Source organism: Rhodopirellula sp. P2, from assembly GCF_028768465.1.
In the GTDB taxonomy this organism is placed as follows: Bacteria; Planctomycetota; Planctomycetia; order Pirellulales; family Pirellulaceae; genus Rhodopirellula.
The window spans coordinates 823,390-840,392 of record NZ_CP118225.1 but is presented as its reverse complement, the minus strand read 5'-3'; the positions used below and the strand labels follow the sequence as shown (position 1 = coordinate 840,392).

Annotated in this window: 11 protein-coding genes; 5 read left to right on the top strand and 6 right to left on the bottom strand. The window is 55.9% G+C overall.

The features are described 5' to 3' along the window. The first annotated feature begins 70 nt into the window (after positions 1 to 70). Together PSR62_RS02895 and PSR62_RS02890 are read left to right on the top strand one after the other, a co-directional pair. The gene (locus PSR62_RS02895) at positions 71 to 2,146 is read left to right on the top strand and encodes a serine/threonine-protein kinase (RefSeq protein WP_274408321.1); all 2,076 of its coding nucleotides are present in this window, start codon (positions 71 to 73) and stop codon (positions 2,144 to 2,146) included. Further along, a complete protein-coding gene (locus PSR62_RS02890) occupies positions 2,127 to 2,795 on the top strand; it encodes a hypothetical protein (protein ID WP_274406327.1) in 669 nt (222 codons plus the stop codon). The genes PSR62_RS02895 and PSR62_RS02890 overlap by 20 nt, the downstream gene beginning before the upstream one ends. 89 nt (positions 2,796 to 2,884) lie before the next feature. Here PSR62_RS02890 and PSR62_RS02885 read toward each other — a convergent pair whose 3' ends face one another. The 4 genes from PSR62_RS02885 to PSR62_RS02870 form a co-directional block, all read right to left on the bottom strand. Beyond that, complete coding sequence (locus tag PSR62_RS02885; RefSeq protein ID WP_443217347.1) at positions 2,885 to 5,803, bottom strand: protein kinase; 2,919 nt, start codon at positions 5,801 to 5,803, stop codon at positions 2,885 to 2,887. A gap of 141 nt (positions 5,804 to 5,944) precedes the next feature. Further along, a complete protein-coding gene (locus tag PSR62_RS02880; protein WP_274406325.1) occupies positions 5,945 to 6,751 on the bottom strand; it encodes a single-stranded DNA-binding protein in 807 nt (268 codons plus the stop codon). 2 nt (positions 6,752 to 6,753) lie between these two features. After that, positions 6,754 to 7,518, bottom strand: a complete 765-nt coding sequence (locus PSR62_RS02875; RefSeq protein WP_274406324.1) for a hypothetical protein — start codon at positions 7,516 to 7,518, stop codon at positions 6,754 to 6,756. Between the two features lie 8 nt (positions 7,519 to 7,526). After that, positions 7,527 to 8,471, bottom strand: coding sequence for a shikimate dehydrogenase (locus PSR62_RS02870; protein WP_274406323.1), 945 nt, complete (start codon positions 8,469 to 8,471; stop codon positions 7,527 to 7,529). Positions 8,472 to 8,736: 265 nt separating this feature from the next. Between PSR62_RS02870 and PSR62_RS02865 the strand changes: the two genes are divergently transcribed. Beyond that, positions 8,737 to 10,035, top strand: a complete 1,299-nt coding sequence (locus tag PSR62_RS02865) for a phenylacetate--CoA ligase (protein ID WP_274406322.1) — start codon at positions 8,737 to 8,739, stop codon at positions 10,033 to 10,035. Positions 10,036 to 10,255: 220 nt separating this feature from the next. After that, positions 10,256 to 12,616: a polysaccharide biosynthesis tyrosine autokinase gene (locus PSR62_RS02860; protein ID WP_274406321.1), complete on the top strand. Its 2,361-nt coding sequence runs from the start codon at positions 10,256 to 10,258 to the stop codon at positions 12,614 to 12,616. Positions 12,617 to 12,874: 258 nt separating this feature from the next. On the opposite strand, the gene PSR62_RS02855 is transcribed toward PSR62_RS02860, so the two are convergent. Beyond that, complete coding sequence (locus tag PSR62_RS02855; RefSeq protein ID WP_274406320.1) at positions 12,875 to 14,200, bottom strand: polysaccharide biosynthesis/export family protein; 1,326 nt, start codon at positions 14,198 to 14,200, stop codon at positions 12,875 to 12,877. A gap of 64 nt (positions 14,201 to 14,264) precedes the next feature. Next, positions 14,265 to 15,146 (bottom strand): hypothetical protein, encoded by an 882-nt coding sequence (locus PSR62_RS02850; protein WP_274406319.1) that lies wholly within the window; start codon positions 15,144 to 15,146, stop codon positions 14,265 to 14,267. A gap of 419 nt (positions 15,147 to 15,565) precedes the next feature. On the opposite strand from PSR62_RS02850, the gene PSR62_RS02845 reads away from it, so the two are divergent. After that, a complete protein-coding gene (locus PSR62_RS02845) occupies positions 15,566 to 16,978 on the top strand; it encodes an O-antigen ligase family protein (protein WP_274406318.1) in 1,413 nt (470 codons plus the stop codon). Positions 16,979 to 17,003: the final 25 nt, after the last annotated feature.

Here is a 17,003-nt window from a genome sequence, read left to right as displayed (position 1 = left end):
GCTTGGCACGGGGAGCATCGGGCTCCCCGTGTGACCGTCCGAGTGAATCTGACGGAACGTTCTCGTCTTGATGAAAAGGCATGCGATGAGTGCTTTGGCCGATACAATGGAACTTCCCGCAGACTACTCGAATCCTTTGGCAACATCACGCCCGATGAAATTCACCCACTCCCCCAACGATCTGGTCCTGGACCGATACACGATTCGTCGTGGCATCGGCGTGGGGGGATTTGGTGAGGTGTATTTCGCGGTCAGCCAAGCGGGCAAAGAAGTCGCGCTCAAACGAATCCAGCGAAACCTGGAAGTGGAGCTGCGAGGTGTTTCTCACTGCTTGAACCTCAAGCATCTGAATTTGGTTTCGCTTCACGACGTTTGTCGCGACGCCGATGACCAAGCTTGGGTCGTGATGGAATACGTCGCGGGCCCCAACCTGCGTGAAGTGATGGATGAGGCAGCCAAGTCCGCCAAATCCGATTCTCGCAACGTCCTGCCCAGCGGTCTGTTTGAATCGCAAGTCCGGCACTGGTTTGCCGGTGCGTCCGCCGGTGTGGCTCATTTGCACTCGGCCGGTTTGGTTCACCGTGATATCAAACCGGGCAACCTGTTTGACGACAACGGCATTGTCAAAGTCGGCGACTACGGGCTCAGCAAGTTCATTTCCACGTCGCATCGCAGTGGGCACACGGAGAGCATCGGAACGTTCCATTACATGGCGCCGGAAATCGGCCGGGGACAGTATGGACAGGAGATCGATTTGTATGCACTCGGTGTGATCTTGTTCGAGATGCTGACAGGCGAACTGCCGTTTGATGGTGAGACCCCGCAAGAGATCATCGTCAAGCACTTGACCGACTCACCGGACTTGTCCCGGGTGCCCAACCCGTATCGAAATGTGGTTCATCGATGCTTGCAAAAGGATCCCAGCAAACGTCCACGTGACGTCGCGGAGATGCTTTCGTTGGCCTCGATGCCTTCGGACCCGACGCCGGTTTTGGCGGAGGTGGTTGCTTCTGAATCGAAGCCGTCCAACAGCGATTCCTCCCGTTTTCCGTCGAAGAAACGCCGACACATCGACCCTGTGGTTGCCGCCGGATTGGCGTCGCCAAACTCGGGCGGTGCGTCGATGGTTTTGAATTCGTCGGCGGGGGAAGAACCGATCGCTCGAGCTGTTCGCAACAGTTTTTCAGATGCGCGAGCGTGGTGGCGAGCGCTGGAAACGTCTCCCGGCATCAAATTGGTGTTGGCCGTTTCGGCAGTCGCGATTTTGTTGATCAACACGCATTGGTTGCTACCAGTGCTGTCGATGGTGGGGTTTTTCTATGTTCCTTATTACGTGATTCGTCATGTCGTGTTGCAGCTATCGGATCCCGCGTCCTATTCGCCAACGTCATCCGATTCGCAAGGCGTCCGGCAGGACGGCCCCCCTGCTCATGCCGTTGCAAATGTTCGCCCAGTGGTCAAACCGACGATGACAAAAGCTCAAGTTCGATCGTTGTTGAGAACCAGTTTGTCGGACCGAACTCGGTTGTCACGGTCGGCCGAATGGGCCACGTCGGGAATGACCTCCATGATTGTGGCAGGTGTCCTGTTGTTGCTCAGTTCCGTGATCGGGATGCGCAGCACCCCATTCACGCCCATGGCCTTGGCACCTTACGTGTGGATGGCTCTGGTGATTTGGCTGGGTGCATTCGGATTGTTGGGAATCGGAAAGTTCTGGGAAGGCAGCGATGGAGAGGGTTTGGTCCGCCGTCTGGTGTCCTCGTCCTGGGGAGCCTGTTTGGGGTTGCTCGCGTTCGTGCTCGGTCACTTCTTGATGGTCCCGATGGACGAAGGTTTGGGGCGAGACATTGATGCGACCGTCCTTCCGGTTTCGTTCTACTTGGAATCAGGAGTGCCGAAAGCGGCCGCCATGATGGGGCACTTCGCGTTGCTGTTTGCCTTGCTTCGAATGTGGAAACCTGTTGATCCCCTGCGTCGCGTTCGGTTGAGCCTGTGGGCGGTCACCGTCGCGGTGGTGGGTGAATGGGTTGTGCACCAAATCGTTCCCGTCCCTCAACCCGCAGGCATGTTGATTGCCGGCGGCGTGATCGTGATGACTCAATTGTCAGCTCCTTGGGTGAAAGCCGATGCAATCTCAACCGTCTGAATACCGATGGTTGCCGATCGCGGCAGCCCTGTTCTTCCTGGGCGGTCTGCCAGGTTGGAACCTATCGACCACCTGTCACTGCTTTGCCGACGATGAAATCAAAGTCGAGCTGGAACAGGACACGGACGACGCGGCGGAACTCAGCGTCGCGCCGCTGTCGCACTTGATCTATCCCGCCGACCGCCCCGGATGGATTGAGGAGTCGTCCAAGAATGATGGAGATGAATACAGCGTGGTGGTGACGTCGGGACCGAGTGATTCCATGGAAGAAGCCGACGAGTTGCTCGTCGTTTACGCTCGCGGGGCTGTTGAGAGTTACGTTGACGCGTTGTCTTCCCAACACGATTGGGCAACCGAGCCCGAGATGATTCCGCTGGACGTTGATTGGATACGGGATGAATTGGTGGTGCGTCGCTACGAGGGCAGTGTCCAAGTGGGCGATGAGAAGAAGTACGAAAAAGCGATCCTGATTCGCATTGAGCCAGACGACAAAAAGGTCCTTGAAATGGCCATTGCCGATAGGCAGTTGCGAGAACGTTTGACCGCGACCGGAATCGTGATCCTTGGTGGTTTCACGTTGCTGGTCGGAGGATCAATCGTGCTGGGTGGGTTGGCTTCTCGTCAGCAGAAAGCCACTCCGATGGTTTGACCCGGAGTGACGCAAGTCGTTTGCGTGGTCGTCCATTCATTGCGTTTGCAGTTGGCCCGCAAGCATTGGATTGGCTGACCGTCAGTCGCTCACTTGGTGGCCACTCTTTCGTTGATGGAACGAAATAGCTCCGTTGAAAACGCTCGTTCGGATTGCATTCGAAACTCAGCCAAGTCCACGACAATGTGATGGTTTGGCTCCGGGGCATCTTCGGAGTCCTGACTGCCCGACACGAGGTGCACCGTGTTGTCTTGGTTTTTCAGCGTGCCAAGATCGCTGCTGTCATCTGGGAAGGACGATTCTTCCAGCAGGATGCTGTTCGTCGATCTTGGGAGGGTGATTGGAGGTCGGTTCGGTTGCAGAAAGGATTGCCGGCGAACGCGACAACCGATCAAACGCGTGCGATAGGGTGGTGCAAAATTGACGAAGAAGGATTGGTCATGAACACCCAAGTCCAAAGTCAGTTTGGGGTTGATTTGAAGCAGATTTGCGATTTGTTTGGGGTCCAAGAAACAGTCTTTCAAGACCACGCGGCGGAGCGTCTGGGAATCGGCAAGGACTTGGAGATGTGCCTCGCTGAGGGAGCAACCAGCCAAGTCGAGAGCCTCGAGATTGCCGTCTGTGAGCAGACGTTCGAGATCTTCAGCCGGAAAATTAACACCGCTCAGATTCAAGGAAGACAGCTGGTACAGCGAGCTGACAATGCGTCTCGCATCGGCGTCCATGGGCACGCGAGCGATGGAGAGCCTGCGAAGCGACGGAATCGCATGCAGCCAATGAAAGGTGCGCGATGACACCTGCGTGTCGTCGAAATTCGCAACTCTTAACCGCAGCAGCTTGGACCAATGTGAGGCCACCTCGTCGTCCACGCGACATCCAGGGAGCTCCAAGCCGGTCAGATACCGGTACTGTCCCAAAGCCTGGAGTCGTTCCTTCGAGATGTTGGGATAGGCCAACATCAAGTGATCAAGCTGTTTGAATTTCAGCACTTGGTCGATCACGTCGTCGTCAAGTTCGGGGCCTCCACCGCCGAAGTAACGCAGTTTGGTGAGCCCTTTCAGCTTTGCCTGTCGAGGCCAAGGGCTTTCGATCAAGAGTTCATCGAGTAGCGGCAGGTCGATCAATTGTAAATTCTCAATCTCGCCACGGATTTGAATCGAACCTCGAAGTCGCGGAAGACTTCGAAGCTCCAGGCGATTCAGCTTGGAAACTTCGAAATGATCCAGCGACGTCAGACTTTGATTCTCGGCGATGGTGAGCTCATCCAGGTCCGAAAGATCGGCGTGGAGACTTCGGAGTTTGGGCAGCCGCACGAGGCATTTCTCAAGCCATTCTGCAGAGATCCGGCAGTCACGGATGGCGAGGGACTGCAGTTGGTCCAGGCGAAACACCCAGTCCAAATCGGTGTGCTTGAGGTTGGCTTTTTGAAGGTGCAGGTGCTTCATGTACGAAAGCGAGGCGAGTCGTTCGTAAGACTCCCGCGGAAATTGAACGCCAGCCAGGTCGACTTTGGTCAATGATGGCGTTTGAGCAATTTGCTGAAGCCACGCATCGTTGCCCGCAACGATGGAATCCTCGGCCGTGATCTGGCCATGTGAGTCATACCGGTACACGCCCAAATAGATCTCTTTCAGCCGACCGACATCCTTCAACCGAAGCTCTTTCAAATCCGCGGCATGACACTCCAACCGGCGGAAGTTTGGGACATTCACCAGGTGGACGGATTCAAACCGAGTCAGGCCATTCAATTGATCCTCTCGACCATACAGCAGCATCAGATCAATCGGTTCAAGGATTTGTCGGAATCGCGGTAGGTTCTGTGCGTGCAAGGAATGCTTTTGTGAGCGATCCAGCTCAATCGTTTCCAGTGAAGGCATGTCCGTGAGCGACAATTGGAGCGTCGCATCGTTGTAGATTCGGATCGAATCGCGGATGGACAGGCGTTCGAGGTTCGGCCACTGGGACAGATTCAGGTGTCCTTGTTGGCCCGGCTTCGGACGGCTGAGAATCAGTGAGCGACAGGTGGACGACCACTTTGGTTTGGAGATGGCATCGAGATTCAGCGGGTTTCGACGCAGATCAACGTGCTGCAGTTTGTCCATCTGGTTGATCAACGCTGCCATCTGGGAATCCAGATTGCATTGTTCAATTCCGAGGTACATCAGCCGCTTGCAGTCTCGAATGTCCTCGCAAATCTTTTCCGAGACAGGCGAACGGTTCAGCGACAGACTGGTCAGCTCGATGGCATTGCAAAGTGGATCGAGCGAATGTTCATTCAAATGCCCATCGAAGACCAACACCGATCGCAAGGTCGGTGTGCCAAGCAGTGTTTGCAGAGCCTTTTCAGAGGGCGAGTAAAGCTCCACGGTACGCAGTCGCAAAAAGGACGCGTGCAGTTGGATCGGAATCCTCTTTTCGAGAAATTGGGGGGCTTCAAAAGTGAATTGATAACCACCACGGCATTCCAGTGATTGAATCTTTGCCAGGTGGGTCTTGGCAATCCAGTTGCTGCTGAAAACCAGGCTGGCGGGCAGCAGAAAGCACCCCGAGGCCACGGCGATGTCGAATTTTCGTCGCGTCCGTTCGGGAGTTTCAGAAACCGCGATCCGCTCACCTCGCCAACACCACAGTCGAAACGCGAAATAGATCAGCGCTGAAGCAAAGAGGATGTCGCCCAGCAAAGCTCGGCCGGACCAATACTGTGGGGTGTGATTCGCAATGGCGATTGCGGCCAGAGCGTTGCTGGGCTTTGACTTTGTGGAGGTTCGTTGGATGCCTTCATCGATCACCACTTGGTATCGCCAAGGCCAACCCGCCCGAGTGATTTGGTCTGTGTCCAAGACCGGCACGCGTTGCACCAATGTGAAGGGTTCGCCCATCCAGCTCTCGCTGATTTGCGTGTACCGCCAGGGAACATTGAGCAGCACCACGAGGATTCCGATCAAGGAACTGACGGCGTAAGCGGTCAGCCGAGTGCGACGGCGATACTGCGAAACGGAATCCACCAATTCGTTGCCCCATGCGAGTGCATTTTCCGTCGAGGGGGGTATTTCCGCCCCCGATGGTCGAACAGCGTCAGTCTAGCAGACCCAATTGGCGGGGGAGCACGTGAAATTTGCAACCTCAACCAAACCCGCGGGGCCTCCGGATCACCAAATTTTGGCGTCCGTCAGTTGGCTGGTCACCTTGCCAGCCCAATCTTTGTTCGCCGCCGGGGAAGCGGGACTGGGATGCAGGATTCGATGGATGTTGAAAGGCGGTTGGCTGGCACTTTTCTGCCGAACCGATGCTTTCGGAGTGGGATGGTCGTTGGATCCTTCGATGGATTTCACCACTCGCTTGAGACAGTTTTCAGCGAACGCCCCGACTCCGACCAAATCGGTCCAAGGAGCTGCCGTGATGACTTTTGCCAAGTGCGCGTCGCAGATGGCTTGCAAGGAGTCTCTTTCGTTGGCGGGCAATTTGTCGGGCGTTCGATTCTTTCCGCCCGCTTCCATGAACACGAGCGGGCAATAGTTCGCGACGAAGTGCTGCTGGAAGAAATCGGCCGGGTCAGGGTATTTCTCTGAAACCAGTCCCCATAACCTGCGTCCGCTGACTTCGCTTCGACCGCAATGCAAGCCTTCGATGGGACGTTTGGGGTGTTCGTCGGCCGGGCGTTCGACCTCGCCTTCCAGCCCCATCCACTGAACGACCGCATTGATTTCACCAAACGGCACTCCGGTTTGAGCCATGCCCCACGGTCCCGGGTTCATGCCAAGGAACAACACGTGAGCGTTGGCTCCGATTTGTCCCACGTATTGTTGATGAAGTCCCCAGGCATATCGCAGCGGGTTGTAGACGTGCGTGACCGGTTCTGCGAATTCGAGCTTGTCGACTTGATCGGAAAGTTCTTTCGCGGCGTCGAGCAGTCGCTTTTGAATCGGCTTGGGGCTCGGGGATTTGGTTGGCGACATGGTCACTGTGGGTTGGGGTGGCGTGTCGGCGTCGCGATTCCAATCGACTGGTTGAGGATCATGATCTTCTGCCAGATTTTTCGCGACAAACCGGACGAGAGTTGTTCGACTTCACTGACCGCTGCGACGGAGGCGGTGTCGTCAAAGTTCTTGACGTAGAGCGCCGCAATCTTCCCTGTCAACGACAGCATCTCGCTGCAGTAGTCGAGGTATCGGTTCAATTCCAGAGGCGTCATCTTTTGTCGCGGCGAGTTGTCCGTGCCGCGGAAATTGGAGAGCACTCGTTCGGGGTCTTTGGTGAGTTGATGCATGTCGATGATGTGACACATCGACCTCAATTCGTGAATGGCCGTCAATGCACGGCGACGTTTCAATCGCGTTTCCAGCGAGATCAGAAAGTAGATGCCCGCACTGAGCAACAGCATCACTTGGCTGGAAGAATCCGCCATCGCGATCAGGTTGGGAAGTTTCATGTCATCGCTGGACAAATCTGTCGTCGCCGGTTGTGCGATGGAGAAGATCAGAACGATCAAGGATCCGATCAATCCGGCGAGCAACAGGTAACTGGCGAAGCGAATGCGCCGAATCGGTCGACCGATTTCTTGAGATCGCTGCGAGGCGCTGCGGCCGACTTCGAGCAGTTCGCCGCATAAATGCTGCAGTCCCGAGTCGGGGAATCGTTCGCTGATCCGACGTTGCAATTTGGCGATCGTTTCCACGATTTGCGTGTCTTGCAGGGTCAAGCGAGAGGACGATTGTTTTTCCATCGGAACCTTCAAACGGAAAGGTACTCTTCCATGGCTTCGCGAAGCACGTCCACGCGAACTTCAGTGCCCAGCCAAAGGGGGACGACCTTCGCCAAGCAGGCGGCATGGATGTCCCAGCGAGTGATGCAGTTGCTGCCCGCGTCCATTTTGCAGCGTTCCCATTCGCTGATGTCGTTGGCGTCCCAGTTTTCGTTCAGGTCGACCAGCACGGTTCCCGGCGGCGTCGTCGAGCTGCGAAACGCATCGATGATTTTGGATGCGGGGCCATCCACGGCCAACCAAACGTTCGCCAGCGAGGTCGTCGTGATTTCCTCGGGAGAACTGACCATCACGACGCGCTCGGGTGTGGTCTCTGCGGTGGAATCATGGGCTGGCGGACAATCGGGATCCGTTTCTTTGGCAGCGATTGCTTTTTCGGAAGGGCCGGTTTGCATCGATGTCTTCGCGGCGAGTTGATTCTCAGCCACCAGTCTCTGCGAGAGTTCTTTGCGAGCGGCGGTGTCGGAGCTGATCACGAGCACTTGCTGAACCGAAAATCCACCGAGTTCCAGCTGGTCTCGAATCAATTGCGTCCAGGTCTGTTCTCGCACCGAGATCGCTTGCCAATGCGATGGGGGGGGCTGTCCCGGTTTGGATTCGGGGGTTGTTCGCAGCGCTTCGGCGGGCAGCGATGGATCCACCACGGTGATCCCCAGGCTGCTCGCGGTGTTGGAGTCCTCGGAGATCTGACCGCGACAACTGGAGTCGATCCAGACGCCTCGGAAACTCATGGCGTGCATGCCGTCCACAGCGACGGGCAGTTGCTGTGGACTGAGGTCGAACGACAGGACGCGGCAATCCACGTTGGCTTGCTCGAACGCACTTTCGAGTGCGAACTGGGTTGGATTGCCTGCAACCGGATGCCCGATCACCGCAAGCACGGGCTCGATCTTTTCGTCCATGGATGGAGGCATGCCGTGACAGGGAAGGCGTTGAATGATTTTGGAGGGAGACGACGCGAGGCAGCGGAGATTGGAGTCAAAACGTCATCAACCGTTGTTGCCCGTCTCGCTTTTGGTCGAGGATGCGATCCCGGTCGCTTCTCTCAGCGTTCAGTCTACCGTCATCTATCTTGATGCACGACCTTGCTATGCTGGGGCACTTGGCTGCGGTTTTGAATGTGTTGTTTTCTCCCCCCGTTTGCAGCTGGAATGCTGCCGTGATCCGACGAACATCTTCATGGAACCTTCTCGATCTGAATTCTGTTCGCTGGACCGTGCCAGCCTCCGACGGCATCAATGGGATCGGCTGCAGGTCGTTTGGCAACGTCTGAAAGAATCCGAGCACCCCCTTTATCGCGAGGCTCTTCAGATTGCTCCCGATTTGAGTGATTGGGAAATGTTCCAGTCGTTGCCGTTTCTGACGAAGTCGGATTTGCTCGGCAACTCTCGGGAAGAACCGTCCAAACTTTTCACGCAGCCGCGACAGGCGTATTCACGAGCCCACCAGACCAGCGGTTCTCGGGGTTGGCCGATGCCCATTTACGACACTCCCGAGGATTGGCGTTGGTGGCTGGAATGTTGGCAGTACGTTTTGGATGCCGGTGACGTCCGTCCGGCCGACACCGTGATGATGGCGTTCTCGTTCGGACCCTTCATTGGCTTTTGGTCTGCCAACGATGCGCTGGTCGAACGAGGTTGCTTGGTGGTTCCCGGCGGTGGTTTGTCTTCCTCGGCACGGTTGCAGATGATGCTGGATCGCGAGTGCACCGTCGTGTGTTGCACGCCCACCTACGCGTTGCATTTGGTCTCGGTTGCGCATGAACACGGAATCGATCTGAAAGGCAGCCGCGTTTCGCGATTGATCGTCGCGGGGGAACCCGGCGGAAGCGTGCCCGAAATACGGCGTGCGATTGAGGAACCTTGGGGAGCCCGGGTGATCGATCATGCGGGGGCGAGCGAGCTTGGGGCCTGGGGATTTCCGAGTGCCGACGATCGCGGATTGCATGTCATCGAGTCCGAGTTCATCGCCGAGTTCTTTGTACTCGACGAAGACGGCCAACCCGGGCGCGTAGCAGAATCAGGCGAGGCATCCGAATTGGTGATGACGAACTTGGGACGCCATGGCGGACCAGCGATACGTTATCGAACCGGTGACATTGTGCGTCCCGTTTGGGAGCACGGTTTGCCGTGTCAGTTTGTCAAACTGGACGGCGGTGTGATCGGGCGAGCGGATGACATGTTGGTCATTCGTGGCGTCAATGTTTTTCCCGCCAGCATCGAAGCGATTGTTCGCCAGGTGGTGCCCGAAGCGGAATTTCGAATGATCGCGACCCGCCAGGATCATTTGGACCAACTTTCCATTGAAATTGAATCTCCGGCCTCGAATGAGTCTCAGCCTGGCAACTTGGGGCAGATGAGGGAGTTGAGAGATGCGTTCCGCGAGCGTCTGGCTTTGCGAGTCGAGATCACTTCGGTTCCGGCTGGATCGTTACCACGCTCCGAGGGGAAATCGAAACGCTTTGTGGACCATCGATGACCGGCGGCAGCCGCACCCGGCGATTTGAGTGGATCATTCGGGTTATGCGACTGCCAGAGAGCGAATGAGGTCACAATGACCACGCATCACACCGGAAAAGAGGGCAAAACAGCTTTTTCGCTTGACGATATCGGGGGCGCAAGTGAACATCGGTTTGTCACGGTAGGGGGATTCCTTCATGCCCTGCGGTCCACAATCGATCGATCTCGAGAAAGTATCTATGGCTGAGTCTGCCAAACCGACCAACCGACTTCCCGCCCGCGGCCCCTCCAGTGCGTCGTCTGACGGGGAAGAAACGCTGGATGTCCTGCAAATTTTGAGTCGGCAACGCTGGTTGATTGCGTTCCTTGCGATCGCGGGACTGGCTGCCGGTGTGGCGTATGCTCTGAACGCGCAGGTCTGGTACGAGTCCAACGCCAAGGTGCTGATCAACCAAAAAAGCGCTGGGCTGGGTGGCAACAGCACCGGCACTGACATGGTGGACGAGGACATTCTCGCCAACCACATGGAGCTCATCCAAAGCCGCATGATTGTCGGCGAGGCACTGGAGCAGAATGAGCTGTTGGATTTGCCGTCGATTGAAACTCATTTGGATGAGAAGACGGATGCGATTGATTATGTCATTGATCAGCTTTCTATCGTCAAGGGTGGCGATGGTTCAGCGAAAACGGCTCGCAGTCTGAACATCACATTCACTCACACGGATCCGGATGACGCCAAGTTGATTTTGACCGCTGTGATGAAACGCTATGAGCAATTCATCATCGATCAAGTTGAACAGGTGATGGGCCGCGCCAACGAGATGGTGAACAAGGCCAAGACAGAGGTCGAGACCGACCTGATCGCGGCTGAACAAGAGCACTTGAAGGCCCGCCAAGAGGCACCGCTATTCTTTCAGGGTGAAGGCAGCAGCAATATTTACCAAGATCGCTACCGCCGGTTGCAAGACGAACTGCTCGACCTCGACATCCAAGAATCAACCGTCAAAACACGTTTGACACGTGTCGACGAGACCTTGAAGGAAATGGATGAGTCGACCGACCCGATTGATCAACTCGACAAGCTCGCATTGATCGATAGCGACAGTTTGGAGCGTCTCGGGGTCTTTGCTGGCCTGCAAATGAACTCAGCCAACACCGCTGAATTCAAAGCTGCAATGCCAGCCAAAATGGAAGAGGCGCGGACACAGATCACTCACCTGTTGAAACTCAACAGCGAGAAGCAACGCTTGACTTCGGTGTTTGGTCCCGGCCATCCCAAGGTGCAGGAACTCGAAAGTGAGATCACGCTGGTCAAAGAGTTCTTGCAAGACCAAAAGGATCTCACCAGTCCCGCGGAGATGTTTGGCGACAGTGCTCTCACGCCGGAGGGATTGTTGAAAGCCTATGTCGGTTTTCTTCAGCATGACCTGGCGGCACTTTCCGAGCGTCGTAAAGAATTGACGTATCTGGCTGCTGACGCAGAGACAAAAGCGAAAGAACTGATCGAGTACGAACTCACGGACATGATTCTGCAAAAGAAGATCGGCCGACAGGAGGCTTTGTTTGAAGGCGTTGTTCAACAACTGCGAGCCTTGGATACCGCGAGTGGATTGACGGGGTATCTCTATGAGTTTTTGGCCGTTCCGCGAACGGGTGAAAAGTCTTGGCCAAAGCTGCCTTTGTGTGGTTTGGGTGGTTTGATGTTGGGACTGTTTTCAGGATTGTTCCTGGCGGTTGCCAATGATGTTCGTGATGGACGGTTCCGATCGGCTGCTGAACTGGATGATGCCATTGGATTGCCGAGTCTCGGTCGAGTTGGCAAACTGAACTCGATCAATCAAGGCATCAAGGGCTTGATTGCGACCGAGCTTTCGCCTGACGCCGAAGCTTTCCGGTTGGGACGCACGGTGTTGCTACCCGACATTCGAAGCGGAAGCGTACACACGATTGGTTTCACCAGTCCCATGCAGGGTGATGGGAAGTCGACTGTGGTTTCCAATTTTGCGGTCTCGTTTTCTCAGGTTGGATTGAAGGTGTTGGTCATCGACGCCGACCTTCGCCGTCCCAGTGCTCACCGCTACTTCAGCCTCGGCAAAGAAGATGGTCTGTGCGATGTCCTCGAAGACCGTCTTGAAATCTCCGAGGCAATCAAAGCAACCGAAGCTGACAACGTGTTTGTGATGACCTCCGGTTCGTCCAGTCACACACCAGCGGAATTGTTGCAGTCGCAACGACTCGACGAAGTGTTGGCAGTTGTCAAAGAAGACTACGACTTGGTGCTGGTTGACTTGCCACCCGTTTTGGCGGTTTCTGATCCGGTGGTGGTGATGCCGCGTTTGGACGGTGGCATTCTGGTGGTCAAGGTCGCCAATGTTCGCCGTGATGAAGTGGTCAACACGCTCCGCCGGATCGGCAGTTCCGGTGGCGAGATGCTTGGTTGCATGCTCAACGCATTTGGTGCCGGGAAGAAGTTCGACTCCGATGGTGGCTACTACGGTTACTACAAGAGTGACTACACCCGACCGACATCGTCAGCAACCCGTCAGGCTGCCCCGAAAGCAGCGACGATTACCAGCAACGGTCAGCCGAAATCCAAGTAGAACGATTGTCCCCAATTGCATCCGTGGGTGGATGCCAAGTAGGTACGCAGTTGTCATCGGGTATGTGAGCCGTTTGGCGTTAGCCACGGTTCCCACGCACAACGGGGGGACAACGCCCAAACGGCGCACCGAATTCAATCCAATCATTCCTGCCTACCTGCTTCGAATCCAACATCGAGCAATGGATGTGAACCAACGAAAAAAGGCCGCGAACAAGAATCTTGTTCGCGGCCTTTGACTTTGCTGGTCAGCTGAAGATCAGTCCTTCGTGAAGGAAACCAAGATCGAATCGCCACTGAAGTAGTTCAGGAACCCGTTGAAGAAGGCTCCGCCTGGTTTTTGTTGCAGCATCACCACGTCATCAGGAAGGATTCGAATGCGTTCTTTTGAGTCTTTCATCGCACGATCGAGGTCGCACCGAATCGTCATTTGACGACCATCGGGCAGAGTGCGAAGAATCAAAACTCGGCTGGGTTCGCGGAGGTAACCGGGTGTCCCGTTCGCCAAGACACTACCGTCACGACCGAGAGGACCACCCGCCGATCCGCTGGCCAGAGCAATGGCTTCGATCACATCGACGTCTTGGTCACGTGGCAATGGCACACGCCCACCAGGAAGCAACCCTCCCGAGATGAAGTACTCGTTGCGACGTGGGATGAAGACCACGTCTCCCTCTTCCAAGATCACATCTTCTTGCGTGAACGGAAGGCTATCGCAAGGGCATCCAGCGAGCGGAATGCGGATGACACCGGCGTTGCACTGCCCGCCTTCGCCACCGGAGACAATGCTTTGCAGTTGTCCACCGCTGATGAAGCTGTTGTTGAGTCCCGCACTGGCACGGATCACATAGAGTTCGCGAGCCGCGTCTGTGCCGGGCAATCCACCCGTCGAGGCCAGGGCGTGCAACACGTCGTTTTCATAGATCGGCAAGTCAATCACTTCGCCGGAGCCGCGATGGATTTCATCGACAGCTTGCGGCGAAACCAAAGCGACCTGTGTGTTGGGAGTGTCTTCGCGGAGGACAACGACCCGTCTGACGCGTGGGATCAGCAGATCCACCGTGACGCGTTCTTTGCCTTCTTGGACGACTTCTTCTTCAATCAAACGATTGGTGACTCGTTCGATTGCTTCGTTCATCGTCAGGCCATTGACATCCAACCGGCCGATGATCGGAAGCGTGATGCTGCCATCGGCGTCAACCTGGATGGGAAGGCCAGTGGTGGGTGCAACGACGCTACCACGCGGTGGGTAGTAACGTTGATTGACAGCCTGAGTTCGTTGTTGAACGGGGGTCTCGTCTTCGTTGGGTGGGAACACCCCGAAGACATAAACACTGAGTGTGTCACCAGCAGCAATTCGGTGGGCCGCTGGCTTGGGTTGCCCCAGCGTTGCATAGGGCAATGGGCCCAGGTCTTCACGTGAGCAAGCAAACAGTTCCGGATCGAGCCGGTGTGCGGGAACCGCGTGAGCGGCTGACGAAACCAAGTGTTGGTGACAGCCAGTGGAGCTGATCGCAGCCAGTGCAAGCAATCCGCATGCGGTCTGTGCCACGCTTTTCAGAATCGATTCTTTTGAGCGAGTCATTGCTGAGTCCCTTCGCAATGCAAGGAATGTATGTGTGATGAGTGTTGCAAAAACGGGAACTCGACTATTCGGCGAGTTTGACAACCGGTTCGGTTTCGATCATTTCAAAGAAGCCGGCGGGCAAGGCGATTGCGTTGCCGCTGGCATCGTTCAGTTCCGTGGTTGCCTTCAAGCTTTGGGCGATCGGCTCCGCCATGCGGACAATCGTTGTTCGAGCCGAAGCAGGTTTGGCCTCGATCGATCGAACGTTCTTTCTCGCAACGAGTTCTGGCTCGCTCGCAGGAGCAGATGGGCGAGTCACGGTGCCAGCCGAGATTTCGGTCGAGGACTGTTTGTCGCCGTCTTCGGTGATGTTTGGAAGCACGCCGACTTCCAAGTTGGTTGCCGCATTCTTCTTTGCAGCGGCTGCTTGCAAATCGCTGAAGGATTTCTCGATGTCCGTCGTTTCGACCGTCGGCATGGGAACCGGGGCCATTTCGATCATCTCATCTGAAACCGGCATCCCAATCGTTGGCATGCCGCAAGGAACGCAGGTGCCATCCGCACACGGCTCTTCGCAACGCGGGAAGGGGCATTCGCAAGTTTCGAAAATGCGAATGGTGTGTGTGTCGGGGAACTGCTCAGCGCGAGCCGCACCGTCCTGCCATCCGCTGTAGTAGGCGTGACGTTTGTTGTCACAATCCTTGAGGATTTGACCAGGCTTCCAGTAGCGAGCCGGGGCGACGGCTGGTGGGCAAGTGCTTCCGCCCGTGGAGACTTCGTAGAAGCCGTCGATCCAGCCCAGTTTGTAGTCGTGCGGGTAGCAGGACGAATCTGGGTTTCCACACTTGACGTACTGGACCATCGCCCGAGCCGATTGTGTGTGTTCGTAGCAGCAGTCGTCCAGCGATGCACAACCGCCGAACGGGACCAGCAGCAGCATGGTCGCTAAAAGTTTTCGTTTCATTTTCATACTTGCACCGTGGCTCGTTCGAGGCCCGTAGATGGGGATCGCTACCGGTGTTTTCGGAAAGTCAAGCGAATTGCGAGCGGAGAAGTCGGGAAAAGGCGGTTGAATACCGATCCCCCCATCGTGCGAGCTTTAAAATCGGATCGAGCCCGATAGTCCGCAAAGTTTGCCTGCTTGGCAGAGTCGTTTGAGGTTCAGCCCTGAAGCCAGCTTGAATCGTCGTCTCGTCTTTCTCTCGTAGGCCGGATCAAGCCGCTTCGGCAGCTGAGTGAACCTCGCAAACAATTCATTGCCGGATGTGCGTCGCAGAGCCTCCCAGGTTCCACAACGACACATGGTTGTGCGGTTGACTAAACTTAACGGAACGTTCCGCTCATCGACTTGGCTTCTCTCCTCCTTTCGACCTGCCCCTGCGCATGCTCAGCCCCGAAATCTCTTTCTGGATCATGCTGTCCGTGTCACTCGGTTTCGCGGGATGGTTCGGTTGGAAGCACGGCAAGCACTCCGCTTTGGGGGCTGGGATGGCTGCCTCGCTGCTCGCCGGGACGTGGTTCGAAATCGTCGTGCTGGACACACGGATCAATGTCACCATGGCGACAGCGATCATTTTGCTGTTCGTGTACTGCACTCATTCGTGGCGAGAGATCTTTCGATTTTTGGGGCCGCTGGATTACTTGATCGGCGCGATCACGATCTGGCACGTCATCGTTGATACCTACTATGGCGAGCAACCACTCGCCGTCGCCGCCCAAGCCTACGGACAATGGATGCTCCCCTACGCGGCGGGACGCTACGCATTCCTGCATCGGGAATCTCTGCCAAAGCTGGCACCTGTGTTTGCGATCGTGGGCGCACTTGTCTCGGTGCTCTGCCTGACGGAAGCCTGGACTGGCGTCAATCTCTGGGAAACGATCTTCGTGTCGCGAGATGACCTCGTTAATTTTAATGGCCAATTGCGCTACGGGATCGCCTATCGAGCTTGTGGACCCACTCGCCACGCCATCTTCCTGAGCAACGTGCTGCTCACGCTGGTCCCCTTTGCAGTGTTGCTGACTCAGAGGGGAATCGATTGGTTTCCTAAACTTGGGAAGTGGAATCAATGGCTCGGTCCCGTCCTTCTCGTCGTACTTCTTCTGGGCGTGGCTTCTTCAATCTCGCGTGGCCCTGTCGTCACACTGGTTCTGGCAGCCTGCCTGGCGTTTGCCTGGCTTTATCGTCCCGCCGCATGGACAGTGTTTGCGCTCCTGGTCATTTCTATGGCTTGGATTGCAAGTGATTGGGAGGGATTTGTCCGCCTGCTCGAAACAGATTCCAATGACCGCAAGCGGGCAGCGGTATTGGTGGTCGACGAACAAGAAGAATCCGTTGTCTACACGGGAACTCGCAACCGTTTGGTCAACTTGCAGGTCTACGTCCCGATTTTGATTCAAGGAGGCCCGTTGGGTTATGGAACCATTGATAGCACCGGATTCCCACCCGAAAACCTGCCTGGATTGCCGACTGATCCGCAGGTGCGAAAACGCCTCGGGATCGTCGACAACGCATTCTTGAACAACGGATTGCGTTTTGGCTGGGTTGGATTGGCCTTGTTCACAGGCTTGTTTTTCATGGCGTCGTCAACCGCATTCCAACTCTCCCGTCGAGCAAGCACCTACTTCTTCCCGCTCGATCAACGCTACTTCCTCGCCGCCGCAACGCTCACGATTGCGTTCCTGTTCGAGATCGCCACCGTGTTTTGGTCGTATGATTACGCCTTCTGGGTTCTGTTTGGATTCGGATTGATCGCCGGACTTTCATCGCAATTGAAGCGGCCTGATTTTGTCGAGTGATCGGGTTGGTCAAAGCCATCTTGCA

What these genes read in the sequence shown, in the direction of transcription:
- PSR62_RS02860 (WP_274406321.1), top strand. Translation starts at nt 10,256, where the DNA reads ATGGCTGAGTCTGCCAAACCGACCAACCGACTTCCCGCCCGCGGCCCC.
- PSR62_RS02850 (WP_274406319.1), bottom strand. Translation starts at nt 15,146, where the DNA reads ATGAAACGAAAACTTTTAGCGACCATGCTGCTGCTGGTCCCGTTCGGC.
- PSR62_RS02855 (WP_274406320.1), bottom strand. Translation starts at nt 14,200, where the DNA reads ATGACTCGCTCAAAAGAATCGATTCTGAAAAGCGTGGCACAGACCGCA.
- PSR62_RS02870 (WP_274406323.1), bottom strand. Translation starts at nt 8,471, where the DNA reads ATGCCTCCATCCATGGACGAAAAGATCGAGCCCGTGCTTGCGGTGATC.
- PSR62_RS02890 (WP_274406327.1), top strand. Translation starts at nt 2,127, where the DNA reads ATGCAATCTCAACCGTCTGAATACCGATGGTTGCCGATCGCGGCAGCC.
- PSR62_RS02875 (WP_274406324.1), bottom strand. Translation starts at nt 7,518, where the DNA reads ATGGAAAAACAATCGTCCTCTCGCTTGACCCTGCAAGACACGCAAATC.
- PSR62_RS02880 (WP_274406325.1), bottom strand. Translation starts at nt 6,751, where the DNA reads ATGTCGCCAACCAAATCCCCGAGCCCCAAGCCGATTCAAAAGCGACTG.
- PSR62_RS02865 (WP_274406322.1), top strand. Translation starts at nt 8,737, where the DNA reads ATGGAACCTTCTCGATCTGAATTCTGTTCGCTGGACCGTGCCAGCCTC.
- PSR62_RS02845 (WP_274406318.1), top strand. Translation starts at nt 15,566, where the DNA reads ATGCTCAGCCCCGAAATCTCTTTCTGGATCATGCTGTCCGTGTCACTC.
- PSR62_RS02895 (WP_274408321.1), top strand. Translation starts at nt 71, where the DNA reads ATGAAAAGGCATGCGATGAGTGCTTTGGCCGATACAATGGAACTTCCC.